Here is a 26,714-nt window from a genome sequence, read left to right as displayed (position 1 = left end):
AAATCTACTCCTTAAACCAGTAATTTAAAAGGATGTTCAAGCACTTCTTTCAATTCGGTCAAAAAGGCTGCCGCTGGTGCGCCGTCTATAACGCGGTGATCAAATGACAGACTCAGCACCATCATCGGACGAAGCTCGATGGCACCTTTAACGCCTACTGGCTTTTCGTTGATTCGCCCAACTCCCAGAATGGCTGATTCCGGCTGATTGATGACCGGTGTAAAAGCATCAATGGCATACATGCCCAGATTGCTGATGGTGAATGTGCCTCCCGACATTTCATCCGGCTTCAGTTTGCTGTCACGCGCCGCTTTGCCGAGGCGTTTGCATTCGGCAGTCAATTCGGAAAGCCCTTTTTGATCCACATTTTTAACTACTGGCACCATTAAACCATTGTCAACGGCTACTGCTAAGCCCAGGTTAATTTCTTCACGGTAGACGATTTCATTGCCTTCTAATGACACATTTATATTGGGATGCAGCTTGAGTGAAGAAGCAGCAGCTTTTAAAATGATTTCGGTATAGGACACCCGGAATCCGGTTTGCTGTTCAATCGGTTCCAGCAATTGCTTGCGCATGCCGATTGCTTCTGTCATGTCCACTTCAGTGGTCAAGGTGACATGAGGTGCCGTCGATTTGCTTTGCTGCATGCGCTGAGCGACAACTTTTCGTATGCCTTCCATCTTCACGCGTTTGCCGCTGGCTGCAGCCGGTACTGATGCACGCTGTTTCGCCCCTTCGACATCTGCACGGTAAATTTTCCCTTGTGAGCCTGTACCTGTTATGCCCTGCAGCTCCACCCCTTCAGCTTCCGCTACTTTTTTAGCCAGAGGCGTCGCTTTCGGCGCCGCATGCGAAGAAGCAAAAGCCGTTACATCCCCTTGGTGAATTCGCCCTTTTGGCCCTGATCCCGGAACTTCTGCGAGAACAATGTTTTCTTCTCTTGCTACTCTGCGCGCAGCAGGAGTTGCCCGCGGCTTTTCTGTAAGCGGAGCTTTTTCCACTGCTTCGCTTGTTTCATTCGGCACACTGGTTTCACTGATGCCTTGTTGTTCTAAATCGCTGACTTCCGGCTGCCGGGAATCGCTTAAGTCTTCTTCCTCTTCAGCAGCACCGGATTCACCAGGAGGAGAGTCCGGAACTTTCTCCCCCGCTTCGCCGATATATCCCACAACATGGTTGATTGGAACTTCATCGTCTTCCTCGAAATACTTTTTCAGCAGGATGCCTTCTTCATAGGACTCCACTTCAATGTTGATCTTGTCCGTCATGATTTCAAAAAGCGGCTCTCCCACTTCCACTGAGTCGCCCTCGTTCTTGAACCATTGCAGCAAGGTCCCGACCTGCATCGTACTGCTCAATTTGGGCATGAATATTTCTTTGGCCATCGGTTGTTCCTCCTCCTACTGGCGGTTTAAAATTTCTTTTACTGCTGAGACAATATCATCTACTCCCGGAACAGCCGCTTTTTCAAGATCTGGATTGTAAGGAATCGGAACGGCCTTTCCGCCCAGCCGTTTGATCGGTGCATCCAAATAGTCAAATGCTTCGCTTTCCGCAATCGTGCTGGCAATTTCCCCGCCGAACCCGCCGCGCTTAACCGCTTCATGGACCACTATCAGCCGGCTTGTTTTCTTGACCGATTGAATAATCGTTTCTGTATCCAAAGGAACCAGGGTCCGCGGATCGATCACTTCCACACTGATGCCTTCTTTTTCAAGCTCCGCAGCCGCTTCTAATGCTTTATGGACCATAATAGCTGTGGCGACAATCGTTACATCCGTGCCTTCGCGTTTAATGTCCGCTTTGCCTAATGGAATGGAATACTGTTCTTCAGGAACTTCCGACTTGGTCTTATAGCACAATTTGTGCTCGTAAAAAATGACAGGATTATCATCATCGATCGCAGCTTTTAACAGCCCTTTTGCGTCATACGCAGTCGAGGGCTGGACGACTTTTAAACCCGGGACATGTGCCATCCAAGCTTCCAGGCTTTGGGAATGCTGTGCTGCTGCTCCTGTGCCAGAGCCCGCCGGTGTGCGCAGCACCATCGGCACTTTCCCTTTGCCTCCATACATATAACGGATTTTTGCTGCCTGGTTGACCATATTGTCCATCGCAATGGTGATGAAATCCGAAAATTGCAATTCCAGTATTGGGCGCATACCTGTCAAAGCCGCCCCTACAGCCGTACCGGAAATGGCAGCTTCAGAAATGGGTGTGTTGCGGATCCGTTCTGGCCCGAATTCTTCAATCATGCCGCGTGTCACTCCAAAAGCTCCTCCATAAACACCGATATCTTCTCCAAGAATGAAAACATCATCGTTCTGTCGCATTTCCTGGCTCATTGCTTCTCTGACCGCTTCTAGATAAGTTAGCTCTCTCATTGCTTTACTCCCCTTTGCTCCGTCTTAAGCGTAAATGTCTTCCATTAAATCATCGAGTGTTGGCATCGGACTGTCTTTTGCAAATTCAACAGACTCTTCAATTTCCTTTTTCGCATCGGCTTTGATTTTGTCCGCTTCTTCTTCTGTCAGCAATCCTTGCTGGATCAGCACATCGCGCAGGCGTGCAATCGGATCTTTCGCGCGCCATTCTTGTTCTTCTTCACGTGTGCGGTATTTTTTCGCATCACTTTTCGAATGCCCTTTCCAGCGATACGTTTTGGCTTCGACAATTGTAGGCCCTTCTCCGTTCCGTGCACGGTCAACAGCTTGGCCGACTCCATTCATCACATCAAATACATCATTGCCATCCACAACTTTACCCGGGATGCCGTATGCTTCTGCGCGTGTGGCAATGTCTTCAACGTTCATCATTTCTTTAGCTGGCCCTGACATGCCGTATTGGTTATTTTCACAAATAAAGACAACAGGCAGCTTCCAAATAGATGCTAAGTTGACGGCTTCATGGAAACTGCCTTCATTCGAAGCGCCGTCTCCGAAAAAGCATAATACGACATAGTTTTCTTTTTTCATCTGGGAAGTTAAAGCAGCACCTGTGGCGATTGAAAAGCCGCCTCCAACGATTCCGTTAGCCCCTAAGTTTCCTTGTTCTACATCAGCTATGTGCATCGAACCGCCTTTTCCTTTGCAGTAACCCGTTGTGCGGCCAAATAATTCAGCCATCATCCGATTCACTTCTGCCCCTTTAGCGATACAGTGACCGTGGCCGCGATGCGTACTCGTGATTTTGTCCCGATCTTCCAAAACTGCGATTGAGCCTACTGCAGAGGCTTCCTGCCCAACTGCCAAGTGAGTGGTTCCGTGAATCATTCCTTTAGCAAAAAACTCATCTACTTTTTCTTCAAAAAAACGGATTTGCCACATTTGCTTCAATAACCCTGCCAGATCTGTTTCTTTCATACGCGGTGGCAAATTTAGTGTTTGAGTCATAGTAAATCCTCCTCTGTATTTTACATTTGTTCACATACGTAACATATGTAAATATCATAAGACTTTTCTGTCAATTCGTCAAGAAATTAAAAGGGACAGGCTCCTCTACTAAGTGGAGAAGACTGACCCTTGTACAGGAAACTATTATTTTATACTTTTTTTAGTTTTATAGGTTTTAATCACTTTCCTGGATGAATTCACATCTTTTAGCACCCGGTATGGTTTTTTGATGGCACGTACAGGAAGAGAAAATAACAGATGGCTTAAATCTTCGCGGTATTCTTTAGTCATCCGGGTGGGTTTAGTAGCAATGCGCTCATAAATCTCTTTATAGAATTCTTTTTTGAGATCTACTTTCAATTCCTTCGTTCGGTTGCATTGCAGGCATCTGATGCTTTTGATATCACTGTTGATATACGTTATTTCATGATTCACTTCTTCCTTGCAGTGAATACAGTATAATCCTGCTTCCATTTTCTTCACTTTCATCATAGAACACCTTCTCGTTTAGTTAATTTACGTTCTATCCGATATTAGAATGTTCTTTTAATCACCGAAGCAAATGGTGAAAGTCATGCTTTAACCGGTTCTACTTTTTCTGTCTTTGCTGCAAATGTATCATCTTGCATGCGGCGCAATCGCCAAATCGTGGATTCTTTCGTTTGGACGACATCGTCATATGTGATAATTTCGCCTTTTTTAATGGAACGCTTCAATTGTACATTCCGGTCAACCAGGCCCATTGGCAAAGCGTTCTTTGCTTTCGCTTCAGCCGCAGACAGAATACTGCCGTAGACAGTAAAGCCGCCGATGCTGTCCAGGAACTGGCCTTCTTCCAAATCTGTTTTAGCTACGGTTACCGTCTCCGCTTGGAGCCCTTTCCAAGGAGCGATTGTGGCTTCATTATAAAAATACGCTCGGGCGATTGAGATCGGCGTTTCCAAACTGGTTAGATGATATGGGCGGTAAAGCACGTAATTTGGTCCTTCTCCCATGCTCAAGTACTGCATTTCATGATTGACTTCTTCTTTTTCTGAAGCGACGATCGCAAAAACGCCTGGTGCTATGCCGTTGATATATTCAACAATCTTTTTATTGCTGACTTGGCCGCCATCTTCCTTCAATTTGAAAATTTCCGGCAATCCTTTAACATCACTGACAAAACCATTCATTCCCGGTTTATCCGGCAGAAAACCTGTGGCATTCGCTACTGCGGTCATTTCTACCATCGTCTTGGTTCCATCTTGGAAAGAAGCGAGCATTTTTGGGCTGGCTCCTTTTCTTGCTGCTTCTTCTGCTGCTGTGTCTGGATTTGCCGCTAGATTAAGCGGGTTGTTTTTCCCTTTGCCAAGAGCCACAACTTCGAATCCAAGTGCATCAGCAAAATCATATAATTCCATAATTGCACCTGGCTCGTCTCCGGCCGTCCCGGTATAGACAACTCCGCTGGCATCTGCCATTTTCTTCAGCAACGGACCGATTGTAACGTCCGCCTCAACATTCAGCATGACGATATGCTTTTTATTCAAAATGGCATCCCAAGCGATTTTCGCTCCGATGTCCGGAACGCCTGTCGCATCTACGACTACATCCACTTCTGAAAGCGAAGTTACCAGCTGCGCATCCGTGGTCGCTACAACTTTGCCTGCTTTTACAGCCTCAACCGCTTCTTCTTCATTATTCGTTTCCACGATATCCGAACTCGATACGCCGGATCTCGCATAGGCATTTTTCACATTATCGATCTGTATATCGGCAGTTACGACTACGCGCATACCGGACATATTTTCAATCTGTGAAACCATGCCTCTTCCCATTTGCCCAGCACCGACTAGTCCAACTTTGATCATCATCCCACTTTTCTCGAGTTCTTCTAGTTTTCTATTTATACCTAGCATTATCCCGTCTCCTCTTTGTTAGGCTTTAAAAATACGGATGGCAGCACCCAGTGCCAATTCAGGCAAGGGCTTACTTTCAACGCACATCGTTCCTGGAAGGTCGGCCGAAACATCGCCCGTGAATGAGATGGTGCAATGGCCGATGTCTTGTAAAGTGTCGTTCACTTTATTGCCGACAAATAAAATATTATAACGCTCGCCGTTGATTTCCAGGATATCTCCACTTTCAACTTTCCCAAGAAGGTCCGCTTTTTCATGTATCACAGCGAAAGACCGGAGTTCTTCCGGTACTGTATTATTAAAAATCACCATCATATTTTCTTCTGCAAAGATCTCTACTTCTTCACCGATTTCTGTAATTTTAGCTTCATATTTTTTTATCATAAGGTCTTCCACCTAACTGCCCCCTTTTGTTTAACTATATAAACCGAAACTGAATAAATACGCGATTACAACTGCTAACGGACCTGTAATCATCCGGGATATCAATACTGCCGGAACCCCGACTTCAATTGTTTCCGGCTCTGCTTCTCCGAGCGTCAAACCGACTGGCACAAAATCAGCCCCTACTTGAGGGTTGATCGCAAACAATGCCGGTAATGCCAGTGCCGGCGGAATATTGCCGCGTCCGATTTCCACACCGACCAACACTCCGACGACCTGGGCAATTACTGCACCTGGCCCGAGCAGCGGCGACAGAATCGGCAAAGCACATATCACCGAAAGAATCAACAAACCGAAAATATTGCCGGCAAGCGGCGACACGAAATTCGCAATGAGATCTCCAATTCCGGTATAAGTGATGATCCCGATCAGCATACTGACAAATGCCATGAACGGCAGGATGTTCTTCAGGACTTGATCAATGGTTTCACGGCCAGCCTGGTACAGAATACCGACTACTTTACCTGCTCCACGGCCAACCCTTTCAATAATGTTCATCTTTTTCGGCTGCTGGTACGTTTCTGCCGCTTTCCGTTTTGCTTCTTCTTTCAATTCCTGCGGCGTCTTACGGACTGCCGGTGCTTCTACTTCATCCACTGCATTTTTCACTTCGTCCTGATCTTCGTAAGGTGCCGCTACTGCCCTGATGTCTGAAAGGGTCACACCTGAGACAAAATTTTGTTCGTTGATGAATTTCATCAATGGCCCGGATGGTGAAGTCGGGTTAACATTAATCGTCAAAATATTCATTTTCGGATAAACGCCGCAGCGTGCTGTTCCACCACAGTCGATAATGACACAAGCCATCGTTTCTTTTGCATAAGATCCTTTAAAACCGTCAACAGCTTCGGCGCCAGTCAAACGTGCAATTTCTTCTGCAATCGGATGAATTCCGCCCCCTGTCACCGATACGATATATCGCTGTTCTTCATTTGGCCGAATCGTAAGTGGACCGCCCCAGCCTCCCCGGCCTTTTGTGACGGAAACCGCCTTAAAATTCAATGGTGTTTGAGTACCTGTCATTGTGCTTGCCTCCTTTTCAACTAAGCGCATCTCTAAAATTTACACTTGCATTCCTTTTGCCTTCATCATGCGGACTGTAATGATTTCCGTTACAATGCCGCGAATCAAAATAACAATTATACCTACCAAAAAGTAACGGATCGCCAATGGCCCGAGCGACATCCCTAATGTTGTAATCCCTGCAGAAATTCCGAGATATACAAATAATTCAGCAGGGTTCGCATGCGGGAACAGGCCGGTAATCGGATGAACAAAAGAAACAGCTGAATCGTAAAAAGCCGGTTTTTGTTTTTCTGGAAGAAACTTCCCGAAAGTATAGGCCATCGGGTTTGTTAAAAAGAAAACGGCCAATACCGGAAACAGCGTATAGCGCAAAATAATATTTTTTGTGCTTCTTTGTGCCAACCTATTAATTCGTTCTTCACCGATAATCCGAATCAGCGCGTTAATGGCTGTGATTAAGACGATTAATAGTGGAATTATTCCTGTTACAAGACCTACAAAAGTATCAGCGCCTGCTTGGAACATTCCAATAAAGCCTTCAGCAAGCTTAACTAAAAAGTTCATGATTCTATCAAAAATATTCATCTTCCATCCTCCTTAGACTGCTGGATTAATCTTTTTTTCCATTTGCGCTTCAATTTTTCCGATTGCCATTTTAAATGCTAAGTCAATTGGTTCATTGTTCAGGCTGTTTTTCAATTCATCCAAAGTCAGACCGTTGAATTTATTGAAGCCCTCAAACCGGCTAAATACTGTCACCCCTTTCATCAGCTGGCTTTCTACTACAATTCCTTCGTTATCCGTAACCAGTATTGCAATAACCCCGATCCCCAATTTCTGCTTTTGAACTCCGACCCCTAAATATCCAGCAGGCCTATTGCTCATTTTCTTAATAGTCGTTTGATAATTTTTCATCTGGACTCTTGTCAGCATAATTTGAAGCAGCCAGACCCCAGCAAATACGACTATAAACCACCCCCACAAATGAACCCCTCCGTTCCGTTTACATATGTTCCATGCTGTAACACATGTTATTAGCTACATTATAAAAGCGCTTTCAGCATAAATCAATAGTTATTAATCGAATATTAAAATTATTTACAATATAACAATTTCTTAGTTCAGGGATATGTTTTGTAACTTTTAAACATGCAGCCAAGCGGATTCATCATATCGATTTTTGGAATAACCATAAAAAAATGCTGCTTTATAAGGATAAGCAGCGTTTTCAAAGTATTTAATTAAAGAGATTTGTGAATTCTTTGCCCTGGGGAAATAAGCCGTATAAGCCGCCGGTATGAATAAAGAGAATATTATTCAAATGCTTCATATGCCCTTTCTTTATTTCTTCAACAAGCCCATAAAATCCTTTGCCGGTATACACCGGGTCCAATACAATGCCTTCAAGCCGAGCCAGATTTTTTATGAATCCTCTTTCTTCGGCCCTACCGATGGCATAACCCAGCCCTGCATACCCGTCAATAATATGAATATCCTCAGAGTTGATCTCAACAGAACCTTCCAAGTATTTTTTTGCGCCTTCTATTATTTCCAATACTGCTTGGCGGAAATATTCGGCGTCATTGCTGACATTGAAACCGATAATCTCATGTGGCGTCTGAAGGAGGCTTTTGCCCAATAGCAAACCGGCATATGTTCCACCCGAACCGACTGCCATTGCCACTGCATCAAACTGTATGCCCAGCTCTTTTTCCTGCTGGATAATCTCTTCCATTGCAGTATAATAGCCAAATGCTCCTATTCCATTGGAGGCGCCTTCTGGAATGACATAAGCATGCTTGCCTTTTTGAAGAAGGTCTTCCTTCAATCCCAGCATAATCTCAGTCCGGTGATCTTTGTATTGCTCCGGAGTGACCCAGTGGATATCCGCCCCGAAAAGCAGGTCCAGCAATAAATTGCCTTCTGGCGCTGCAGGCTGCTCTCCCCTCAGCACCAGCACCGTTTCCAAACCCAGTTTAGCCGCTGCAGCGGCAGTCGTCCGGCAATGGTTCGACTGGATGCCGCCACAAGTGATCAATGTGTCTGCTCCCTCGGAAATCGCTTCGTGCAGGCAGTATTCCAGTTTTCTGATTTTATTGCCAGCCACTTCAGTGCCGGTTTGGTCATCGCGCTTTATATAGATAGCTGGCCCGTTCAGTTGTTCAGACAGCCGCTGGAGCTTTTCAATTCTGGTAGGAAGATTTGTCAGGTTCAAGCGTTTTGGAATGTTTTCCAACGATTACCACCTCTTTCTTCAAATTTATGCAAAGAGTCTCAGGGAACCTTGTAGCCTGGTCAATCAAGCAAGTTCTTTAAGGTCTCCTCGACTTCTTCTCCTAAATCATTGTTGGCTAGGTCAAATAAAGTGCCGAACTTTTTAAAATATGCTCCATGATAATGCCAAAGTGTGATGGCAGCTGCATAAGTATCATTGTCATCCCCCGGATCATTGTAATCTACAGCAATTTGAGACCTGTATTCTGTAACCAGGCAGCAGTCGGCAGTCAAGCTCTCCAATGCGTCGCCCTTGATGTCTCTTGCAATCCAAATGGAAAAGTTGCGCTTTTTCTGCTCTTCAAACTGTTCCGCATATTGAATTTGCAATTTCTTTACCAGTTTTTCCGCTAAGCTTTCCATCATCACAATTTTGTTTTTTAATTGTTCGTCTATATCTTCAGCATTAATGGAAATGTACTTCTGTGAATCATTGGATTTTTCGATATCATAAAGCCATCTTCTGATTTTTTCACGCACATTCCCTTCTTCCTCTCCTCATGAATAATATGGAAGTTTAACCAGGACAATTCCGGATGAATATAAAAAGGAAGGAGCGATCTGATTTAGACTTTTGCATCCTTCCTTAATTCGTTTATTATTTTCTAGCTCCTGGCACGTTTTGATTTGCATCAGAACATTTTGTTTTAATCTTTATATTCCATCCGTGTTCCAGCTGGTTTAGTAGAAAGCTCTAGCAATTGCTTAACCACTTTTTTCCGGGTTTCAAAATCAAAAGGTTCCCCGCACGGCCGGCCCAATTTGAATGGAACGTGAAGAGTCCGGGGAACTCCGGCTTTTTCCGTAACTTCCGGCAATAAGGTAATCATTGCAGTAGCCACTCCTGATGCTTCTAAAGCCCGGGCGTACAGCCCGAGTACATTATGGCAAGTGCCTCAGCCAGGCACCAGCAAAGCCACATCAATGTTTTTGTTTTTGAACAGCTCCACTACTTTCGGGATCGATTCCGTTTCGACCAGTTCGGTTTCCATAATGCCGCCATACAATCCGATATGGATGTCTGATACAGAACCGATATCTCCTGACTGTTCGAGCTCTTTCAGCTGCTGGATCGGAAAAACAATTGTCGTGTCTTTTTTAGCGTATTTCGTATCGTAGTACATATGAGTTACCGTCAACGCTTCTTCCTGGGCTTGTCCGGGAACAATCCGGATGGTGTGGTCTCCGGGCTGAATATCAAGATTAAACGGAATGTCTGTTTTCAAATGGACACCCGCTGTCGATAATAAAGCGACTTTGCATTCGTCCAGTGGTTTTGCCAACACCGTTTCCGGAAGACCCGACTGTTTGCTGACATGCTTTAAAGTGAAATTGTTATAAGCTTTCGGGAAATTTTCCAAAAATGCCACGGCCAGTTTGGATTTGATTTTTGTGCGGCTTTTCATTCTCTATAGCTCCCCCATTCCTCAGTATCGTTTTGACAGTGCCTGAATCAACATGGTTAACTTCCAAAGAAATGAGTGACAGATACTTTTAGTTGTTTAGTTATTCGACTGCCTCATCATAAATCCCTTTTATTTACCAAGCGCAATGCGGTTTATTAACAAAATTTGCGGAATTCGTTTTTAAGAAAGGATTTGAAATAAATTTATGGAATGGTAATGAGGGGAATCTTATAAGGGGGGAAACAAATGACAAAAAACTATTTAAAGATTTTAGCGCTATTCGGATTAATTTTATTGCTCACCGCATGTGCCAGTGAAAGTGCCAACACTTCAGAAAGCAGTGGAGAGAAAACGAAAATCAATTTTATGCATTGGCGCGGTGAAGATAAAGCGGCACTGGACGATATCATCACGCAATTTGAAAAAGAAAATCCGAACATTGATGTCGAAATGAACATTTATCCAGGTCCCGAATACACAGCTACTGCCCAGCGTATGCTGCAAGAGGGTTCGACTGGGGATGTTTTCACTTCATTTCCTGGAGCGCAGTTCCAGTCGCTTCTTGGAGCAGGTCTTTTTGAAGATTTAAGTGATGAACAATTCGTCTCGAATTTTGATGAACGCTTGATTGAAATCGGGCAATCTGAAGGCAAACAGTATGCACTCCCTTTTCAGCTCGTTTTCAATATGCCGGTCTACAATAAAGGGATTTTTGAAGAACTTGGCTTGGAAGTTCCAAAAAGCTGGGAAGAATTCCAGCAGGTTTGTGACACGCTTCTTAAAAATGGCATTACTCCTATTGCCTATCCAGGTGCAGATGTCGCCCAAGGCCAGTTCATGAATACAATGGTCATGAATAACGCGCCGAATGAGCAAGTATTTCAGAAATTAATGGCAGGCGAGGAGTCTTTGACAAATGATTGGTGGGTAAAAACACTCGAAGACATTAAGCTTCTTGTTGATAAAGGCTATATTTCCCCCAACGCATTAGGCACCAATCAAGACGGTGCAATGGCCATGGTGGCAAATGGCGAAGCAGCGATGCTTGCCAGCGGCTCTTTCCATATGGCCTCGCTGGTTGCGTTGAATCCGGATTTGGAACTCGACTTGATTGCACCGATAACGGTTGATGAATCGAAAGCCAAATACGAAGGCATCCATACAGCGACATTCATGCTGGCCATCAACAGCAAATCAGAGAAAAAAGAACAAGCCAAAGCGTTTATCGAATACTTGGCGCGCCCAGAAATCGCTTCACAATATGCCAATGCCACAGGCCAGCATCTGACAGTGAAGGATGTTACGTATGAATCCGATGAACTGAAAAATACCGCATACTGGATAAATGAAAAGAAAACATTATTCCAACCGCGCTATTCGATCACCAATGCGCATATAGAAGATGCGGTAACCGGATCGATTGAAAATGTCATCGGCGGTACAGATCCACTGCAAGCCGCAAAAGAAGCACAGCAGATAGTCGATGAGAACATTCAAAAATAACTATTGCTCCAAATGAAAAGACAGAAGGCGATAAAAGCCTCCTGTCTTTTCATTTACATGTGGAAAATGATTCTGATATCAGTTAGAGAAATCCTTTTCTCCTCTCGACCATGTTTCTTCCACTTTAATAATCTGGATATCAAAGTCCTCGACTTTTTTAGGATGATCCGAAAGCAAGACGAAATCCGCCCAATATCCTTTTTCGATTTTCCCTTTTTTGTCTTTCTGGAACTCAAGTTTCCCTGCATTTACGACTACTTCCTTCGGGAACTGTTTAACTGTTTTTCGGTCTTGCCCAGACGGCTTTTTTTATGGCATCAGTCATGTCCAGATCTGGACAACAGGTTTGTGCCAATCGAAATGTTTCTGAAACCAATTGCTCTAATTCCTTAATGCCTCCCCTTGGATCTCCAAGCAACACTGATGCAAAACGTTCCGAGCTGTTTTCCGGTTTAATCCCCATATTGTCCAGTGAGAATTTCTGCCATTTATACGCCGGGTGATGAACGTATTGCCGATTTAATGCAAATAGAATTCCCATCAATTTAACTTCAACAGCCACGATGACTTGATAGAGCATCAACCAGTCCTTTCGGGCAACCAGCGCTTCGCGGTTCTGCCAGCGCGTGCCCAGCTCCATATTTTCTTTGATCATTGCCTTGGCAAGACCTTCAGGATAGCTCTCTATTTTTTTCTTCAGTTCGGATATCGCCTTTTCTCCTCCAAGCGGAATGCCATCAGCGATGGAGGCTAATAATACTTGTTTATCATAATCTGTATCGCAATTTAAAGTAACGTCTTCACTGCACTGAAAGGCGGTACTTAACAGGAAACTGCTGATCTCCAGTTTGACGTTCTGGACTATATAGGTTTCCGACCATTCTTCGTCTTCCCAAGGGTAAAAATCAAGAATTTTACCATTTAATTTTTCAATCGGTTCTTTTCGGTCTTCATCAGTCGGGCTTTGCTTCCAAAAGATGAACAGTTCAATATCCGAAAATTCATCGGCCAGATTGCGTGCGACAGACCCCCCCAGCAGGACAGACTCGATTTTAGCATTGTGCATGTACACGCCAGCTATTTCTTTTGCCCGTTCTTTTAAATCCATTCTTTTGCTCCTTTTAGCCGGCTGCTAGTTAATAAGCTTTTGCCCAGATGACCATCTGTTCTGCTTTTTCGCCACAGCAGACACAAGTGTCTGAAATACGTTGCTGTTCGAAAGGAATGCAGCGTGATGTCGCTTGTGTCTCTTCTTTTATTTGGTCTTCACAGGACTGCTTTCCACACCACATCGCTTCGATAAAGCCGCCTTCTGCTGACAGCGTATCTTTAAACTCCTCCATAGTAGCAGCTGTATTTGTTTTTGTTAAACGGTGCTGCAGCGCTTTCTCGTATAGATTCTTTTGAATCTCCTGCAGAAGCCGAGGGATTTCGGTCTCTAAACTCTGTTGTTCAACTGCTATCTTCTCCCCTGTATCTCTTCTGACAAGCACCACTTTGTTTTCTTCAATGTCTTTAGGTCCAATCTCTAAACGGATCGGGATGCCTTTCATTTCAGATTCGTTGAACTTCCAACCGGGCTTTTTATCACTGGCGTCAATTCCGACTCGCACTTTGGATTTCAAAGCAAGCTGCAATTCGTATGCAGCATCGAGCACTCCTTCTTTATGCTGGGCGATTGGCACAATCAGCACTTGTGTCGGCGCCACTTCAGGCGGCAAAACCAGCCCTTTGTCATCACCATGCACCATAATCATCGCACCGATGATGCGTGTAGTAAATCCCCAGGACGTCTGGTGGACTGGCTGCAATTTTCCTTCCCGGTCTAAAAATTCAATGCCGAATGATTTTGCGAAGCCGGTGCCGAGATTATGAGAAGTTCCGGACTGCAGGGCCTTGCCGTCATGCATCAAACTTTCGATCGTGTAGGTATATTTCGCACCGGCGAATTTTTCCTTCTCTGTTTTCCGGCCTTTTATAACAGGGATTGCCAGCACCCGCTCACAGATATCTGCATAGACATCCAGCATTTTCACTGTTTCTTCGTGGGCATCCTGGTCTGTTTCGTGGCATGTATGGCCTTCTTGCCATAAAAACTCAAGAGTCCGCAAAAACGGACGAGTGGTTTTTTCCCAGCGGACGACATTGGCCCACTGGTTGTAAAGCTTCGGCAAGTCCCGGTAGGAATGGATGATGTTTTTATAATGTTCGGCAAACAGCACTTCAGAAGTCGGCCGTATACACAAACGTTCCGCCAGTTCCTCATCGCCGCCGTGCGTCACCCACGCCACTTCAGGCGCAAAGCCTTCAATATGGTCTTTTTCTTTTTGCAGCAGGCTTTCAGGAATCAATAACGGCATATAGACATTATCGTGCCCGGTCTCTTTAATCTCCGCATCCAGTGCGTTTTTGATGTTCTCCCAAATTGCATACCCGTACGGGCGGATAATCATCGATCCCCGCACACTCGAATAATCGACCAGCTCCGCTTTTAATACCACATCCGTATACCATTGCGCAAAATCCACGTCCATGTTTGTGATTTTTTCTACCATATTCTTCGCCATATCCATTCTCCTTCTTAAATGATTTATTGAAAATAAAACAAAAAAGCCCCACTAAAAATAAGGGACCCAGAAGGCGGTACCACCCTAATTTAAAGCAGAGCTTTACTCTCAAACATGATAACGGTATGGACCGCTGTATTTTTCAATACAGTTATGAAAGGCAGGTTCGATAGTTTTCTTTGGGCTCCTCTCAGCCAACGGCTCCCTCTCTGAAAAAGAAAAATCTATCTACTGATCCTCAAAGTTTCTACTATTGCTATTTATTATTTTAATTAGATTAATTGAAATAGAAAATTTAGTCAATAAGAATTAGTATAGAAGTACGCTGCTAAATATTTCAATTAACACGGGCTTTTCAAAAATCTACTTCGAAAAGGGGAATAGCGGGTGGAAGAAATAATCGAGCAATACAAAGATGCCTCCAATTTGGATGCACGGATCAATATCCATAAACGATTCAGCACAAACAAGACAGATTGGTTCCTTTGGCTTTTCAGGCAGTTCGAAATCGGCCAAAACAGCAGAATCCTTGAACTTGGATGCGGCAACGGCAGTTTTTGGGAGAAAAATGCACAGTCAATTCCGCTTGGCTGGAATATTACCCTTTCCGATTTTTCCGAAGGAATGCTGGAAGATACCCGGAATAATTTGCAGCATATTCCTTCTATTCAATTTGAACAGATGGATATTCAATCTATTCCATATGAAAGAGAAACATTTGACGTCGTCATTGCCAATCATATGCTTTATCACGTGCCGAATCGTCAACTGGCCTTCCAGGAAGTACGCAGGATTTTGAAACCGGGCGGCGTTTTTTATTCAGCGACCATTGGAGAAAAGCATTTAGCAGAGTTCAACAGCTTACTAAAAGAGTTTGATTCCGCTGCCGACTTTTCTTCGATTTTCAACCATGCCGAAGAATTCGGGTTAGAAAATGGCAGCACCCAGTTAAGGCATTTTTTCTCTGAAGTACAGTTAGTTCTTTTTCCAGACAGCCTCAACATCACCGATTCCCAGTCAATAGTCGATTATCTGCTTTCCAGCAACAGCGAAATAAGGAATTGGCTTATAGGAGAAAAGTTAACCGCGTTCATCCGATTTCTAGAACAGAAAAAGCGAGAAAATAAAAGATTTATCGAAATCACCAAAAATACCGGGTTATTTATTTCAAAATAAGTTCCAATAAGGAAGGTGATCATGTTGAAAGCGATTCTTTTTGATTTTGATGGCACTTTAGCCAATACACTGCCGGTTTGTGATGAGGCATTCCAGCATGTGTTCCGAAAATATGACCAGCGGGAACTTTCTTCGGCTGAAGTCCGGGCGATGTTCGGCCCTTCAGAAACGGGAATCATCCGCAAAAATCTTAAGCATATCAATAAAGAAGAAGCCATTGAACAATATTACGCCCAATACTCGGAACACCATGCAGAATTGATTGAACAAAATACGGATATCCATGACTTGCTGTACCATTTAAAAGAACAAGGACTCAAAGTGGGAATTGTCACTGGCAAAGCAAAAAGAAGCTTGGATATTTCTTTGAAAGCCCTCGGCTGGGAGCATCTTTTTGATGCCATGATCACCGGTGATGATGTGGTGAATCCAAAACCGGATCCGGAAGGCATTTGCAAGATTTTATCTTTGTTGAATGTCAAAACCGATGAAGCTATCTTCATTGGAGACAGTGATGCGGATATTTTAGCCGGGATGAGGGCAGGCGTCGTGACGGTAGGGGTCCAGTGGCTACCGGACTACCAGACTTTGGAATTCGCCGCAGCTCCTGCTTTTCTTTTTAAGACGGTCAGCGATTTCAAGAAAGCAATGGAAGGAGGATTCAAATGAGTACAAAATGGCTCGAATGGGCACAACGGATTCAATCGCTGTCCCAAGCGGGATTGGCCTTTTCAAAAAACGTCTACGATTTGGAACGCTTCCAAGAACTGCGGGAGATCAGTACAGAAATTATCAAAGAGCATACCGATCTGGAAATGCAGAAGATCAAAGACTTGTTCGCAAATGATACCGGCTACCAGACACCTAAACTGGACATTCGCGGAGCTGTCTTTAAAGAGGAGAAAATTTTAATGGTCCATGAAAACATCGATGATCACTGGTCTTTGCCAGATGGTTTCTGTGACATCGGCCTTTCCCCTGCCGAAAATATTGTCAAGGAAATCAAAGAGGAATCCGGATTTGACGCAGTGCCGGTAAAACTGCTGGCAGTGCTTGACATGAACAAACATCCGCACCCGCCTCAGCCTTATCATTATTATAAGATTTTTATCCAATGTGACATCGTTGGTGGCATGGCTGAAAAAGGAATAGAAACGAAAGGCGTGGGTTTCTTTGAAGAAACAAATCTGCCCAGCCTTTCAGAAAATAGAAATACAAAGTCACAAATCGCAATGTTATTTGACTTTTATAGAAATCCCAATAAAAAGACCGTATTTGATTGAATTGAATTTCCAGGGAAAAAGGAAGAAAAGGCAGCTGCTAGATTGCCTTTTCTTCCTTCCTTCCTTCCTTAAATCCTAAGGAGAGTTATTACTCGCGGAATCTTCCCATTACAATTGTATTATGGAAATCTCCATCGGAAAGGAGTTTATCTTTTTTCAGTACACCTTCAACTTCAAAGCCCATTTCTTTATACAGAACAATGGCCTTCGTATTTTCCTCCAGTACAAACAAGACCATTTTATGAATGCCATTAGAATCAGCCCATATAATGGATTGTTCAAGCAAATTTCTCCCGATGCCATACCCCCAATAATTCTTCAACACGCCTACTCCAAATTCTACTTTATGTAACAATCTCTTTAAGTCACTCCCTAGACATCTAGCGAAACCAACAATCTGTTCATCTCTTTCAGCTATAAGAAACAAATTTCTCGGATGTTCAGCGTCCGCTTTGATCAATTGTTCAAATCCTTCAGCATCGATAAATGCTTCCCCTTTTTCCCGGTCCAGGTTTTCTGTTTCCCCATCAATTTGCATTCTGACTTCAGACAGTTGTTGAGCATCCCTTTCATTTGCTGAGCGAATGATATAACTTATTTCCTTCACCTTATAATCCTGCTTACTTAAAATCATTGTTCCTCTCCCTTTGTTCGAAACAAGGAAAACCATCTTCGCCATCCCTTTCCAGGTTTGATGAAGATGGTTATTTTATCTCTTAGCAATATTATAGAATTTTATCTCTTTCTAAAACTTATTCCCTTTATCCCCGTGCCGTTCAAGCAATTCCGCAAACGACAGGTTCTTTTCCCGCTGTTGGCGTTCAAACACTTTCTGCGCTTCTTTTTCTTCCTCGCGCTGCTGCTCTTCTTTCAACAGCTCTTTTTTCGTCGCTTGCAGCTTTGCCAGAATATCTTCCGGCAAGATACTGGTGGTTTCTTCTTTTTTCTTAGGTGTATTTTTCTTTGCTGTATTTTTCTTAGCCATTCCGCTTCTCTCCTTATGGGCGTTTTACAATTGTTGCTACGCCTTGGCCTCCACCGATGCACAATGTGGCAAGCCCCGTCTTTGCATCACGCTTCTGCATTTCATGAAGAAGTGAAACGAATACACGGGCACCACTGGCGCCGATTGGATGGCCAAGTGCAATCGCACCGCCGTTAACATTTAAAATATCATGGTTAAAATGGAGTTCTTTATCCACTGCAATTGACTGGGCAGCAAAAGCTTCATTTGCTTCGATCAATTCAATATCTTCAAGAGAAACCGCTGCTTTTTTCAAGGCATTTTTTACCGCTTGGACTGGACCGATACCCATTACGGATGGGTCAACTCCAGCGCTGCCGTTTGCAGCGATTGTTGCAAGCGGCGTAAGCCCGAGTTCATCCGCCTTCGCTTTTGACATGACCACGACTGCAGCTGCCCCGTCATTGATGCCGGAAGCATTGCCCGCAGTCACGCTGCCATCTTTTTTGAACGCTGGACGTAATTTGCCTAACTTTTCAGCAGTGGAATCACGTTTCACGTATTCATCTGTCTTGAAAATAACCGGCTCGCCTTTGCGTTGTGGAATTTCCACTGGCACAATTTCATCATCAAATTTTCCGGCATCGATCGCTGCTGCTGCACGGGCCTGTGAACGGGCTGAAAACTCATCTTGTTCTTCCCGGGTAATTCCATAGCGGTCACATAGATTTTCAGCAGTAATGCCCATATGATAATCATTGAATGCACATGTCAAGCCGTCCACCAGCATGCTGTCGACCACTTTCTGATCGCCCATGCGGAATCCGCTGCGTGCATTTTGCATTAAATACGGAGCCTGGCTCATGTTTTCCATGCCGCCGGCAACTACGATTTCTGCATCCCCAGCATAAATTGCCTGATAAGCCAAATGCACGGCTTTTAATCCTGAACCACAGACTTTATTGATCGACATCGCCGGAACAGTCTCCGGAAGGCCAGCCTGCATTGCCGCTTGGCGTGCCGGATTCTGTCCAAGTCCTGCCTGCAGCACATTGCCCATGATCACTTCTGATACTTGGTCTGGTGCGATTCCGGCTTTTTCAACCGCTTCTTTGATGACGATTGCCCCTAATTTTGTGGCCGGCACATCTTTTAACGCACCTTGAAACGAACCGATCGCTGTACGAACAGCACTGACAATAACGACTTCTTGTGACACAATGATTTCCCCCTTGTTTGGTTGTTTACCGTTTGCTCTTTTCTCCCTACACTGGCTAAAATGGAGTCAGGAGGGATACTATGTTCATTTTACCAAATAATGCAACGATTATCGAGGTAGGGCCACGGGACGGACTTCAAAATGAAGGAAATATTGTATTGACTGAACACAAATTGCAGTTTATAGAAGGCTTGCAAAAAGCAGGCATTCAGGAAATGGAACTGACTTCATTTGTGTCACCGAAATGGGTTCCCCAAATGGGTGATGCCAAAGACATTATGGCTAATGTTGAAAAAACAGGCAGGCAGTTCGTCTTGACACCGAATGAAAAAGGCATCAAGGCGGCGCTGGAATCAGGAGCCCAGGCTGTCGCAGTATTCGTCGGGGTGTCGAATACATTCAACAAGAAAAATATCAATAAAACAACGGATGAAAGCATGGAAGCATTAAAGCCGCTTATCCTAAAATTAAAGCAGGACGGCATCTTTGTCCGCGCCTGCATTTCAACAGCTTTCTATTGCCCCTTTGAAGGCGCCATTAAACCGGAAGATACATTGGCACTTTGCCGCCGATTTGTTGATTGGGGCGTGGATGAATTAAGCGTTGCCGACACGATTGGCATGGCTACGCCAGCTGAAAGCTATGAATTGTTCCGTCAATTAAAAGAAGCATTTCCGGATGTGCTGATGACTGCCCATTTCCACGATACACGAAAAATGGCGCTGGCAAATATTTTTGCTGCCTTGCAGGCCGGTGTCGACCGCTTTGATTCATCTGCCGGCGGACTTGGAGGCTGCCCATTCGCTCCTGGTGCTACAGGTAACGTGGCGACAGAAGATGTCGTCAATATGCTGCACCGCATGGACATTGAGACGGGCATAGACTTGGATTTATTATGCGAAGCTGTCCGAAAAATAGAACCCCATGTGTCAAATCCGGTTCAAACCGGGATGTACCGGCTTTATCAAAATCGGGCATAAGAAAGGTAGTTTGCCATGAACAAACGATTGCTGCAAGTTTCAGCCATTGTTTCAACTGGTTTAACTTTAACAGCTGCTGCCATTGGCTTTATCGTCAGCAACCGCTTGATGTACATGAAGAAAAAAGACGAAAATCTCATTTTAGAGCGTGAAACTTCCGCAAAACGCTATGATGAAGTATGGTATGCCCAGGTGAAAAAAAGCGAAAGATGGATCGAGTCTGAAAACGGCTATCCCATCAAAGCCATTTTTCTGGAGCCCCATGATACAAATCGATATGTTATCATTTGCCATGGTGTAACAGAGACTAAAGTAAATTCTTTTAAGTACGCTCGAATGTTTGAGCGGCTCGGATTCAATTCGGTCGTATATGATCATCGCCGGCACGGAGAAAGCGGCGGCAAAACCACCAGTTTCGGCCATTATGAAAAACTCGATTTAAAAGCTGTGGTAGAAGCATTAAAACTGCACGTTGGACCTGATTTATTTTTCGGCATCCACGGCGAGTCGATGGGCGGGGCTACGACGCTTTTATACGCCGGCATGGAAGACACGGCATCATTTTATGTGATTGACTGCACCTACTCCGATATCTCTAAACAAATCCTTCATGTCATGAATACCACTAAGCCAATACGCTTACCATTAGCGGTAAAGCTGGCGGCTATTTTCATGAAATTGCGCGATGGTTATTCCATCTCTACCGTCTCACCCATTGAAGCGGTAGTAAACATCAAAAGTCCGATCCTTTTCATCCATAGCTTGAAAGATGAATTTGTGCTGCCAGAAATGTCTCAGGAAATGTATGATGTAAAATCGGGACCAAAAGCAATCAAGTTTTTTGCTGAAGGAGCGCACGCCCAGTCGTACAATGAAAACTCAGAAGAATATGAACAGACAGTTGCTGCGTTTCTACGGGAAAATGGATTGATGACTTCAGAAATGCAAAAAAGCACTTATTAAGAGTGCTTTTTCTGGCTGTCGAGAAACAAGTATCTTCTTCTGTAATTGCGCTCCAGGGCGGACGCTTTCCGTGGGGTGTGGCCTGAGCCTCCTCGCTCGCTGCCGCTCCCTGCGGGGTCTCAGGACTCACACTACTCCCACAGGAGTCGCCGCCTTCCGCTGCATTCAGCTCTCTTTTGCCATCTTTAGAGATTCTCTGAAATAGGGAGCTCATTCGGAAAGCTCTCTAATAATTGGACCGGCTCTCCGGATATGGAGCCAACCAGCGGAGAAAACATACTGCTCCTGCGCAATCTCGTCGCAAAGACTTGGCCACGCGGGCGTCGGCCAATGTCTTGCCTGCGGGGCAGCGTAGCGACGAGACAGCCGAGACCCTGCAACGCCTTTTCATGTTTCGAAGCTAGCGCAGCGATGCAACGCTTTTTCATGTCTCGAAGCTAGCGCAGCGATACAGAGAGAGAGACAGGAGCGGATCTGTGGGGTGAAATATCGGTTAAGGGATGATCGCTAATACAATTTTCAATTTTCTTAACAAGCTAAAAAAGCACTCATTAAGAGTGCTTTTTCCATTGCCTTATTTCTTTTTTTTCAAAACCAGCTTTAGTCCGGCTTCCCCTTCTGCTCCGATGAAAAATTCAACCATCGGTCCCGTTCTCGCCACTCCTCTGACATGCAATTCTATTGTATCTAGGCTATAGTCCGATAATCCTTTTACCATTTCATTGATCTGCTCCATCGAAACCGGCAAAACTTTTCCGACTCCTGCCATTTGCGTATTGAAACTTTCTTTTTCTCGCGATTCTTCTTTTTCAATCACTGGCATGTAGAAAACGAACTCTTCTTGTTCAGGCATAATATTCCCTCCCATTTTTTAAGTTCTTTTCTTCTCCTATCCCTGTTTTGCAGCTATTTGAAACGTAAGGAGAAAGAGCTTTCTCACTAAACTTACTGCGTTGGTGGAGAAAACCTAAAGAATAGAATTCGCCGGCTATTTCAAGGAACGAAAAAAAGCACTCCATGAGAGTGCTTTTTATTTTTTAGCAGGTTTATTAGAAGCTTTATTCATTTGAGCCATCATTTGATTGATTTTTTTCTGAGACGGTTTTTGTCCCATTTGCATCATCATAATACGTAGCATTTCTTCATTAATCGGTGGATTGTCTTTCAAATACTTCATCATATATTGACGAGCGATGAAAAAGCCAAGCGCAACACCTGCGATCAACGCCACGATAACGATTACGATCCAGATCCAAGTAGCCATTCATGTTACCTCCTTCGCGTTGCATAAATAAGTAGTGCACCACATTGGATTATACTATAAAATCCGGCCCATGACCATAAGATCAAAATAATAAAAGCGGAAGCATTGTTCCGCTTCCGCTTTTATGTCATTTTATTGTTCGTTGATTAAGTTCTTGACTTTCGCCACTACATTTTCTGGTGTGAAGCCGAATTCTTTCATGATGCGCTCGCCTGGCGCGCTGGCACCAAAGCGGTCAATTGAAAGGATATCGCCTTCATCGCCTGTATAGCGTTCCCAGCCGAATGAAGAGCCCATTTCGATTGCCAAACGTTTTTTGACCGTTTTCGGAATAACCGATTGCTTGTATTCTTTGTCTTGTTTTTCAAATCGATCCCAAGATGGCATAGATACAACAGAAACCGAAATTCCTTCTTCTGCCAATTGTTTCTGTGCTGCTACCGCAAGGCTCACTTCAGAACCGGTTGCCAATAGCAATGCTTGTGGGTTTTCTGCTGGCGAAACCACATAAGCACCTTTTTCAACACCGTTTGCTGCCAAGTCGTTCGTGTGCTCAAGCACAGGCAGGTTTTGGCGTGAAAGAACCAATAGCGTTGGCGCAGTTTTCGCAGTCAAAGCCAGTTTCCAAGCCGCTTTTGTTTCATTCGCATCCGCAGGGCGGACAACGCTCAAATTCGGCATTGCGCGAAGCGAAGCCAAATGCTCAACAGGTTCGTGAGTAGGGCCATCTTCTCCAACCGCTACACTGTCGTGAGTGAATACAAATGTTACCGGAAGGCCCATCAAAGCCGCAAGGCGGATTGCTGGACGTACATAGTCACTGAATACGAAGAATGTGCCGCCAAATACATGAAGGCCACCGTGTAGTGCCATACCGTTTAAGGCAGTCCCCATTGCGAATTCACGCACACCAAACCAGATATTGCGTCCAGTTGGATTTTCAGCATCAAAGTCGCCTCCGCCTTTGATGTTTGTTTTGTTCGATCCGGCAAGGTCCGCACTACCACCAAAGAATGAAGGTACAGCTTTCGCGATAGCATTTACCATATCGCCTGAAGAAGCACGGGTAGCTTGCTTTTTGCCTACTTCATAAGTTGGGAAGTCGGCATCGAAGTTCTCAGGAAGTTCTCCTTTGATTGCTCTTTGAAGCTGTGCAGCCAGTTCAGGATGCTGTGCTTCATACTCAGCATACAGTTCGTTCCAAGCCGTTTCAGCGTTGCCGCCTAATTCTTCTGTTGCTTGTTTGAACGTTTCGTATACTTCGTCCGGCACGTGGAAATCCTGGTCGAATGTCCACTCGTAATATTCTTTCGCCAATTTCATTTCATCTTCGCCCAGTGGTGCACCGTGCGCATCCGCTTTACCGGATTTATTCGGAGCTCCGTAACCGATGACGGTTTTTACTTCGATAATTGTCGGTTTGTCAGATGATTGTTTAGCTTGAGCGATTTTCTCAGACAAATCGTCCAATTCATTGCCGTTTTCAACGCGCAAATAGTTCCAGCCGTAAGACTCAAAGCGTTTCTTAATATCTTCAGAGAAGCTCATGTGAAGATCGCCGTCTAATGAGATGTCATTGCTGTCATAAAGTACTACCAATTTATTTAACTTCAAATGGCCAGCCAGTGAAATAGCTTCACCTGCAACGCCTTCCATCAAGTCGCCATCTCCGCATAAAGCGAATGTGTGATGGTCTACAACATTCAAGTTTTCTTTGTTGTATGTAGCCGCTAAATGGCGTTCTGCCATTGCCATTCCAACCGCCATACCAATTCCTTGGCCAAGAGGACCTGTGGTTGCTTCCACGCCTTCTGTGTGGCCGTATTCAGGGTGTCCTGGAGTTTTCGAATCCCATTGGCGGAAGTTTTTGATTTCATCCAATGTAAGGCCGTAACCGCTCAAATGAAGCAAGCTATATAAAAGCATTGAACCGTGTCCAGCCGACAAGACAAAACGGTCACGGTTGAACCATTTAGGGTTTTTCGGATTATGGTGCATATGTTTCGTCCATAATGTATAAGCCATAGGAGCAGCTCCCATAGGCAATCCAGGATGCCCGGAATTAGCTTTCTCGATAGCATCAATGGAAAGTGTGCGAATCGTAGTCACTGCAAGTTGATCTGCATGGTTTGACATAAAAAAACATCCTCTCTAGAACAAAATTTCATCCCTTACTAGTGTAGTCAACAATAGAAAAGAATACAACGAAAAAGAGAATAAGTATTAATTTAAATACTTATTCTCCCGGATATTCTTGATTTTTTCTGGAGTTACATCGTCGCCATTCGGATCGATCACTTTTACGTTTTCAATGGTTCCGCGCATCGTTTTCCGGAATGTCTGCAAATACTCTTGACGAAGTAAAGATTGTTCTTTTGCTTCTTCTATAGACAAGCCCGCTTTTTTAGATTTTCGTGATAATTCATTAATTCGATTTAATTTATCTGGTGATAACATCAAACCCCACCTTTCTTCTTACATATCGTACAAAAGAAGATGGTTTTCTGCAATATATTAGCCCTGTTTCATTTGTTCGAATTCTTTATAACGGCGATGGACAGTCGCTTTGCTTGCCTGGTAGCCAAATCCTTGCAGCGTAACGGCGATTTCATGGAAGGTCAGTCCGTTTTCCTTTAAGCTGACGATTTGGTCAATCGGCAAATCAAGGCGCTCCCTTCCTTCCGGATTGCCTTTCCCTTTTAGATTCTTTTCGGGTTTATAGCCGTTTTCAACAGCACGTTTCATGCCTCGTTTAATTTTGGCGTTATGTATTTTTCGCTGGTATTCCTCTACGATCGCTAAAATTTCCAGCACCATATCATCCATATCATTCAAGGCAATCGGTCCTTGGTCAGATAAAGTGTAGACTTCCACGCCGTATTTTTTCATGACATGCAAAAGCGCGATGCGGGCATGCCCTCGTCCAAGACGCGTTTCATCCTGGATAAAAACAGCATCTACTTTTTCCGTCTTGATGCAGTTAAGCATTTCCAACAAGCCTTCTCGGTCCATTTCATAGCCGCTATGCTGATCAGAAAATATTTGGTCCACAATATAGCCTTGTTCAAATGCAAATTTTAGCAGCTCTTCTTCCTGTCTCTCGAGCGAAGTTTCCTGTGTATCTTTCGTGGTGCTGACGCGGCAATAAATTAACGCAGTTTTTTTCATTCTGCATCACCTGCCAGCTTGATGGTTTCATCTGGGGTGTATTTGAGTTGGTCACTCGGAATCTTAAGTGATTGGCCGGCAACGATTTTGGCAGTAGTCAATCCGTTTTCCTTCATAATTTCATCGATCCATTGCTGATGGGGAGTGTCTCCACTGAATGATTCAGCCAAAGTCCACAGAGTATCGCCTTCTTCAATTTGGACGTGGCTTACTTGTGTTTTTTCATTGTTATGGGTGATTACCGAAAAAATGGAGAATATAAGAATAAGCGTAAATAATGCTGTAAAATAAGAGTTTTTTCGAATGATTGTCATGTGAACCGCCTCCTAAGAATATGTGTTCGGAATGTATGTTCTTATATTAATGCGAACAAGTGTTTTTGTCAACAAATAAATTCGAACCTATGTTTGCATTTCATATCCCAAGTTGGTATACTATGGGTAGAAAAACATACTGAACAACTAAAAAGAGGTGAAACTGTTGAAAAAAGTATCGAAACGCCAAGAAGATATTTTGACTTTTATAAAAGATGAAGTTCGTGCTAAAGGTTATCCGCCTTCCGTTCGTGAAATCGGAGAAGCAGTTGGCCTGGCCTCCAGTTCGACTGTCCACGGCCATCTGGCCCGGTTGGAAAGCAAAGGACTGATCCGCCGTGACCCGACTAAACCGAGAGCCATTGAAATCATTAGCACAGAAGATGCGCTAATTGAAAGAAATCCAGTGTTGCATGTTCCGTTGATCGGGAAAGTTACTGCAGGGCTGCCGATTACCGCCATCGAAAATGTGGAAGAGTACTTCCCGCTGCCTCAGACATACGGTACCGAGGATGACCATATTTTCATGCTTGAAATCATGGGTGAAAGTATGATTGAAGCTGGTATTTTAAACGGTGACTACGTTGTAGTTAAACAGCAGCAGACAGCTAACAACGGAGATATTGTCGTTGCGATGACTGCAGATGATGAAGCAACAGTGAAACGCTTTTTCAAAGAAGATAATTACTTCCGCTTGCAGCCTGAAAATTCTTCGATGGATCCGATTATCGTCGATCAAGTTTCTATTCTGGGCAAAGTGGTTGGCGTCTATCGCCAAATCCTATAAAAAAAACGCTGAGAATTTCTTCTCAGCGTTTTTTTATTTTGAGTTCGTCGTAAATTCCATTGCTTGTTTTTCCAATTAATATG

At 44.2% G+C, this 26,714-nt stretch carries 31 protein-coding genes, 1 pseudogene and 1 other annotated feature; of the genes and pseudogenes, 7 read left to right on the top strand and 25 right to left on the bottom strand.

Annotated features, from left to right (window positions below; all coding sequences use genetic code 11):
- Positions 1-11: 11 nt before the first annotated feature.
- The 13 genes from AC3AQ9_RS01965 to AC3AQ9_RS01905 all read right to left on the bottom strand — a co-directional run bounded on the left by AC3AQ9_RS01965 (position 12) and on the right by AC3AQ9_RS01905 (position 10,443).
- A complete protein-coding gene (locus AC3AQ9_RS01965; protein ID WP_488305778.1) occupies positions 12-1,388 on the bottom strand; it encodes a dihydrolipoamide acetyltransferase family protein in 1,377 nt (458 codons plus the stop codon).
- A 15-nt stretch (positions 1,389-1,403) separates the two neighbouring features.
- On the bottom strand, positions 1,404-2,387 hold the full coding sequence (locus tag AC3AQ9_RS01960; protein ID WP_488305777.1) for an alpha-ketoacid dehydrogenase subunit beta: 984 nt from the start codon (positions 2,385-2,387) through the stop codon (positions 1,404-1,406).
- A 24-nt stretch (positions 2,388-2,411) separates the two neighbouring features.
- Complete coding sequence (locus AC3AQ9_RS01955) at positions 2,412-3,395, bottom strand: thiamine pyrophosphate-dependent dehydrogenase E1 component subunit alpha (RefSeq protein ID WP_488305776.1); 984 nt, start codon at positions 3,393-3,395, stop codon at positions 2,412-2,414.
- Between the two features lie 144 nt (positions 3,396-3,539).
- Positions 3,540-3,887 carry a bh protein gene (locus tag AC3AQ9_RS01950; protein WP_488305775.1) on the bottom strand — a complete coding sequence of 116 codons (348 nt, stop codon included), beginning with the start codon at positions 3,885-3,887 and terminating at the stop codon, positions 3,540-3,542.
- An 80-nt stretch (positions 3,888-3,967) separates the two neighbouring features.
- A complete protein-coding gene (locus AC3AQ9_RS01945; RefSeq protein ID WP_488305774.1) occupies positions 3,968-5,293 on the bottom strand; it encodes an NAD(P)H-dependent oxidoreductase in 1,326 nt (441 codons plus the stop codon).
- 18 nt (positions 5,294-5,311) lie between these two features.
- Positions 5,312-5,677: a PTS glucitol/sorbitol transporter subunit IIA gene (locus tag AC3AQ9_RS01940; RefSeq protein ID WP_488305773.1), complete on the bottom strand. Its 366-nt coding sequence runs from the start codon at positions 5,675-5,677 to the stop codon at positions 5,312-5,314.
- 30 nt (positions 5,678-5,707) lie between these two features.
- Entirely contained in the window at positions 5,708-6,760 is a 1,053-nt protein-coding gene (gene srlE / locus AC3AQ9_RS01935) for a PTS glucitol/sorbitol transporter subunit IIB (RefSeq protein WP_488305772.1), read from the bottom strand.
- 39 nt (positions 6,761-6,799) lie between these two features.
- Positions 6,800-7,327: a PTS glucitol/sorbitol transporter subunit IIC gene (gene srlA / locus AC3AQ9_RS01930; protein ID WP_488306802.1), complete on the bottom strand. Its 528-nt coding sequence runs from the start codon at positions 7,325-7,327 to the stop codon at positions 6,800-6,802.
- Between the two features lie 33 nt (positions 7,328-7,360).
- The gene (locus AC3AQ9_RS01925) at positions 7,361-7,747 is read right to left on the bottom strand and encodes a transcriptional regulator GutM (protein WP_488305771.1); all 387 of its coding nucleotides are present in this window, start codon (positions 7,745-7,747) and stop codon (positions 7,361-7,363) included.
- A gap of 253 nt (positions 7,748-8,000) precedes the next feature.
- Positions 8,001-8,999 (bottom strand): D-cysteine desulfhydrase family protein, encoded by a 999-nt coding sequence (locus AC3AQ9_RS01920; protein WP_488305770.1) that lies wholly within the window; start codon positions 8,997-8,999, stop codon positions 8,001-8,003.
- Between the two features lie 59 nt (positions 9,000-9,058).
- Positions 9,059-9,517, bottom strand: a complete 459-nt coding sequence (locus AC3AQ9_RS01915) for a hypothetical protein (RefSeq protein WP_488305769.1) — start codon at positions 9,515-9,517, stop codon at positions 9,059-9,061.
- Positions 9,518-9,684: 167 nt separating this feature from the next.
- Entirely contained in the window at positions 9,685-9,867 is a 183-nt protein-coding gene (locus AC3AQ9_RS01910; RefSeq protein ID WP_488305768.1) for a hypothetical protein, read from the bottom strand.
- A 66-nt stretch (positions 9,868-9,933) separates the two neighbouring features.
- On the bottom strand, positions 9,934-10,443 hold the full coding sequence (locus tag AC3AQ9_RS01905; protein ID WP_488305767.1) for a glycine/sarcosine/betaine reductase selenoprotein B family protein: 510 nt from the start codon (positions 10,441-10,443) through the stop codon (positions 9,934-9,936).
- 246 nt (positions 10,444-10,689) lie between these two features.
- On the opposite strand from AC3AQ9_RS01905, the gene AC3AQ9_RS01900 reads away from it, so the two are divergent.
- Positions 10,690-11,946 (top strand): ABC transporter substrate-binding protein, encoded by a 1,257-nt coding sequence (locus AC3AQ9_RS01900; protein ID WP_488305766.1) that lies wholly within the window; start codon positions 10,690-10,692, stop codon positions 11,944-11,946.
- 78 nt (positions 11,947-12,024) lie between these two features.
- On the opposite strand, the pseudogene AC3AQ9_RS01895 reads toward AC3AQ9_RS01900, so the two are convergent.
- The 3 genes and pseudogenes from AC3AQ9_RS01895 to proS all read right to left on the bottom strand — a co-directional run.
- Positions 12,025-12,174 (bottom strand): annotated as a pseudogene (locus AC3AQ9_RS01895) (amidohydrolase family protein); the annotation flags it as partial.
- A 46-nt stretch (positions 12,175-12,220) separates the two neighbouring features.
- Positions 12,221-13,054, bottom strand: a complete 834-nt coding sequence (locus AC3AQ9_RS01890; protein ID WP_488305765.1) for a DUF4037 domain-containing protein — start codon at positions 13,052-13,054, stop codon at positions 12,221-12,223.
- Positions 13,055-13,082: 28 nt separating this feature from the next.
- Positions 13,083-14,513 carry a proline--tRNA ligase gene (proS, locus tag AC3AQ9_RS01885; RefSeq protein ID WP_488305764.1) on the bottom strand — a complete coding sequence of 477 codons (1,431 nt, stop codon included), beginning with the start codon at positions 14,511-14,513 and terminating at the stop codon, positions 13,083-13,085.
- A 57-nt stretch (positions 14,514-14,570) separates the two neighbouring features.
- Positions 14,571-14,761 (bottom strand) — a binding site (T-box leader).
- A 139-nt stretch (positions 14,762-14,900) separates the two neighbouring features.
- Here proS and AC3AQ9_RS01880 point away from each other — a divergent pair.
- The 3 genes from AC3AQ9_RS01880 to AC3AQ9_RS01870 are packed head-to-tail and all read left to right on the top strand — an operon-like array spanning position 14,901 to position 16,972.
- Positions 14,901-15,689: a class I SAM-dependent methyltransferase gene (locus tag AC3AQ9_RS01880; RefSeq protein ID WP_488305763.1), complete on the top strand. Its 789-nt coding sequence runs from the start codon at positions 14,901-14,903 to the stop codon at positions 15,687-15,689.
- A gap of 21 nt (positions 15,690-15,710) precedes the next feature.
- Positions 15,711-16,358: an HAD family hydrolase gene (locus AC3AQ9_RS01875; protein WP_488305762.1), complete on the top strand. Its 648-nt coding sequence runs from the start codon at positions 15,711-15,713 to the stop codon at positions 16,356-16,358.
- Entirely contained in the window at positions 16,355-16,972 is a 618-nt protein-coding gene (locus AC3AQ9_RS01870; protein WP_488305761.1) for an NUDIX hydrolase, read from the top strand. Before AC3AQ9_RS01875 ends, AC3AQ9_RS01870 begins: the two co-directional genes overlap by 4 nt.
- Positions 16,973-17,060: 88 nt before the next feature.
- Here the strand turns inward: AC3AQ9_RS01870 and AC3AQ9_RS01865 are convergent, their stop codons facing one another.
- From AC3AQ9_RS01865 to AC3AQ9_RS01855, 3 genes are all read right to left on the bottom strand, one after another.
- On the bottom strand, positions 17,061-17,606 hold the full coding sequence (locus AC3AQ9_RS01865; RefSeq protein ID WP_488305760.1) for a GNAT family N-acetyltransferase: 546 nt from the start codon (positions 17,604-17,606) through the stop codon (positions 17,061-17,063).
- A gap of 111 nt (positions 17,607-17,717) precedes the next feature.
- Entirely contained in the window at positions 17,718-17,957 is a 240-nt protein-coding gene (locus tag AC3AQ9_RS01860; protein WP_488305759.1) for a DUF3886 domain-containing protein, read from the bottom strand.
- A 13-nt stretch (positions 17,958-17,970) separates the two neighbouring features.
- Entirely contained in the window at positions 17,971-19,158 is a 1,188-nt protein-coding gene (locus AC3AQ9_RS01855; protein ID WP_488306801.1) for an acetyl-CoA C-acetyltransferase, read from the bottom strand.
- A gap of 77 nt (positions 19,159-19,235) precedes the next feature.
- Between AC3AQ9_RS01855 and AC3AQ9_RS01850 the strand changes: the two genes are divergently transcribed.
- Positions 19,236-20,135 carry a hydroxymethylglutaryl-CoA lyase gene (locus AC3AQ9_RS01850; protein WP_488305758.1) on the top strand — a complete coding sequence of 300 codons (900 nt, stop codon included), beginning with the start codon at positions 19,236-19,238 and terminating at the stop codon, positions 20,133-20,135.
- Positions 20,136-20,150: 15 nt separating this feature from the next.
- A complete protein-coding gene (locus AC3AQ9_RS01845; protein WP_488305757.1) occupies positions 20,151-21,098 on the top strand; it encodes an alpha/beta hydrolase in 948 nt (315 codons plus the stop codon).
- Between the two features lie 574 nt (positions 21,099-21,672).
- On the opposite strand, the gene AC3AQ9_RS01840 is transcribed toward AC3AQ9_RS01845, so the two are convergent.
- The 6 genes from AC3AQ9_RS01840 to yneA form a co-directional block, all read right to left on the bottom strand.
- Positions 21,673-21,951: a hypothetical protein gene (locus tag AC3AQ9_RS01840; protein WP_488305756.1), complete on the bottom strand. Its 279-nt coding sequence runs from the start codon at positions 21,949-21,951 to the stop codon at positions 21,673-21,675.
- A 177-nt stretch (positions 21,952-22,128) separates the two neighbouring features.
- The gene (locus AC3AQ9_RS01835) at positions 22,129-22,362 is read right to left on the bottom strand and encodes a YneF family protein (protein ID WP_300989539.1); all 234 of its coding nucleotides are present in this window, start codon (positions 22,360-22,362) and stop codon (positions 22,129-22,131) included.
- A gap of 132 nt (positions 22,363-22,494) precedes the next feature.
- Positions 22,495-24,498 (bottom strand): transketolase, encoded by a 2,004-nt coding sequence (gene tkt, locus AC3AQ9_RS01830; RefSeq protein ID WP_488305755.1) that lies wholly within the window; start codon positions 24,496-24,498, stop codon positions 22,495-22,497.
- Between the two features lie 87 nt (positions 24,499-24,585).
- Positions 24,586-24,819 carry a DUF896 domain-containing protein gene (locus AC3AQ9_RS01825; RefSeq protein WP_488305754.1) on the bottom strand — a complete coding sequence of 78 codons (234 nt, stop codon included), beginning with the start codon at positions 24,817-24,819 and terminating at the stop codon, positions 24,586-24,588.
- Between the two features lie 57 nt (positions 24,820-24,876).
- Positions 24,877-25,530 (bottom strand): YneB family resolvase-like protein, encoded by a 654-nt coding sequence (locus tag AC3AQ9_RS01820; protein ID WP_488305753.1) that lies wholly within the window; start codon positions 25,528-25,530, stop codon positions 24,877-24,879.
- Positions 25,527-25,844: a cell division suppressor protein YneA gene (yneA, locus tag AC3AQ9_RS01815; RefSeq protein ID WP_488305752.1), complete on the bottom strand. Its 318-nt coding sequence runs from the start codon at positions 25,842-25,844 to the stop codon at positions 25,527-25,529. The genes AC3AQ9_RS01820 and yneA overlap by 4 nt, the downstream gene beginning before the upstream one ends.
- A 166-nt stretch (positions 25,845-26,010) precedes the next feature.
- On the opposite strand from yneA, the gene lexA reads away from it, so the two are divergent.
- The gene (gene lexA, locus AC3AQ9_RS01810) at positions 26,011-26,631 is read left to right on the top strand and encodes a transcriptional repressor LexA (RefSeq protein ID WP_488305751.1); all 621 of its coding nucleotides are present in this window, start codon (positions 26,011-26,013) and stop codon (positions 26,629-26,631) included.
- Positions 26,632-26,714 lie beyond the last annotated feature (83 nt).

Source organism: Planococcus sp. VCh962 (assembly GCF_057748275.1).
Note: the sequence above shows the minus strand (reverse complement) of the source record. Positions and strands in the feature narration are given on the sequence as shown.